The sequence below is a fragment of the Pseudonocardia sp. SID8383 genome, from assembly GCF_009864975.1.
GTDB lineage: Bacteria > Actinomycetota > Actinomycetes > Mycobacteriales > Pseudonocardiaceae > Pseudonocardia > Pseudonocardia alni.
This window is the reverse complement of the sequence record NZ_WWFY01000494.1, coordinates 1-1,593: the sequence shown is the minus strand read 5'-3', so window position 1 is coordinate 1,593 and position 1,593 is coordinate 1. Positions and strand designations below refer to the sequence as shown.

Annotated in this window: 2 protein-coding genes; one reads left to right on the top strand and one right to left on the bottom strand. The window is 78.3% G+C overall.

Translation table 11 applies throughout. The features are described 5' to 3' along the window. The coding region (locus GTW08_RS12135; RefSeq protein ID WP_161151932.1) for a PASTA domain-containing protein at positions 1-821 on the top strand (821 nt) is incomplete at its 5' end. 72 nt (positions 822-893) lie between these two features. On the opposite strand, the gene GTW08_RS12130 is transcribed toward GTW08_RS12135, so the two are convergent. Beyond that, on the bottom strand, positions 894-1,593 hold a 700-nt coding region (locus tag GTW08_RS12130; protein WP_161151931.1), incomplete at its 5' end, for a PfkB family carbohydrate kinase.

The window sequence follows — 1,593 nt, the reverse complement described above, 5'->3', positions numbered from 1 at the left end:
GGGCCCGCGGCGCGCACGGCACCGCCGTCACCCCCGCCGGGCAGCCGGAGCCGATGACCCGCGAGGAGCTGGCCGGGCGCCGCCGTCGCGGCCGCCGGGTGTTCGCGCTGTGGATGGTGCTGCTCCTGCTGCTGGCCGCGCTGGCCGGGACGGGCGCCTGGTGGCTCGGGTCGGGCCGCTGGACCACGATGCCCGCGGTCACCGGCCTGGACCGCGAGCGGGCGACCGCACTCGTCGCCGAGTCCGACCTGACGCCCACGGTCACCGAACGGGCCGACGACGACGTGGCGCCCGACCTCGTCGCGCAGGTGGACCCGGCCCCGGAGACCCGGGTGCTGCGCGGGACCACGGTCACCCTGGTGGTGTCGACCGGCCGTCCCGCGGTGCCCGACGTGCCCGCGGGCAGCGCCGTGGACACCGCGGAGGACGCCGTGCGCCGCGCCGGGCTGACCCCGGTGCGCTCGACGAGCGCCGAGGAGTTCAGCAGCGAGGTCCCCGCCGGTGCGGTGATCCGCACCGACCCGCCCGCCGGGACCCGGCTCGCCGGTGGTGCCGCGGTCACCCTGGTGACCAGCCGGGGCGCCGAGCCCGCACCGCCGCCCCCGGCGCCGACCGCCGAGCCCGCGGCGCCCACCTCCGTGCCGTTCGTGATCGGCATGCGGGCCGACGAGGCGGAGGCGCTGCTGCGTCAGGACGGCTTCGAGGTCGACATCGAGCGCAGCTTCCCCTTCGGTCGCCGCGACGGCCGCGTCGTCGGTCAGGACCCGGGGGCGGGCGGCGACGCCGAGCCCGGCGACACGATCACCCTGACCGTGCTCTGAGCCCGCGCCGCGGGTCGGAGCCGGCGCCCCGGCCGGATGGCGGTCCGGCCGGGACACCGGCGTTCGAGGGGCCTACAGCCCGAAACGGGTGCGCTCGGCGTCGCCGATCGCGGGCAGCTGCGCCCCGGCGACGGTGACCGCGAGGGCACCGGCGCGCACGGCGTAACGCGCGGCGTCCGGCAGGTCGTCCCCCGCGGCGAGCCGCACGGCGACGGCCGCCAGGAACGCGTCGCCCGACCCGGTGGTGTCCACCACATCGGCCCGCATCGCATCCACTGTGGACACAGTAGCCGTTCCCGCGTCGTGCACCTCGCAGCCCGCGGCCCCGCGTGTCACGACCGACCGGGGCACCGGGTGCCCGCCCAGCAGCGCGGCCTCGTGCTCGTTGACCACGAGCACGTCGGTGGCGGCGAGCAGCTCGGCGGGCACCGGGGCGTAGGGCGAGAGGTTCAGCACCACCGTGGTCCCGGCGGCTCGGGCGGCCCGGGCGGCGGCCAGCACCGTCGGGACACCGATCTCCAGGCACAGGGTCAGCACCGCGACGTCGTCGAAGGCGGGCAGGTCCCCCGGCTCCAGGGCGGCGTTGGCACCGGGCGAGACGACGATCGTGTTGTCGCCCGCGGCGTCGACGGTGATGACCGCGGTGCCGGTGGCCGCGCCGGTCCGCACCACGACCCGGTCGACGTCGGCACCGGCGGCGGCGACGGCGTCGCGGACGGTCCGGCCGTGGTCGTCGTCGCCGACCGCGCCGACCATGCCCACGCCGACCCCC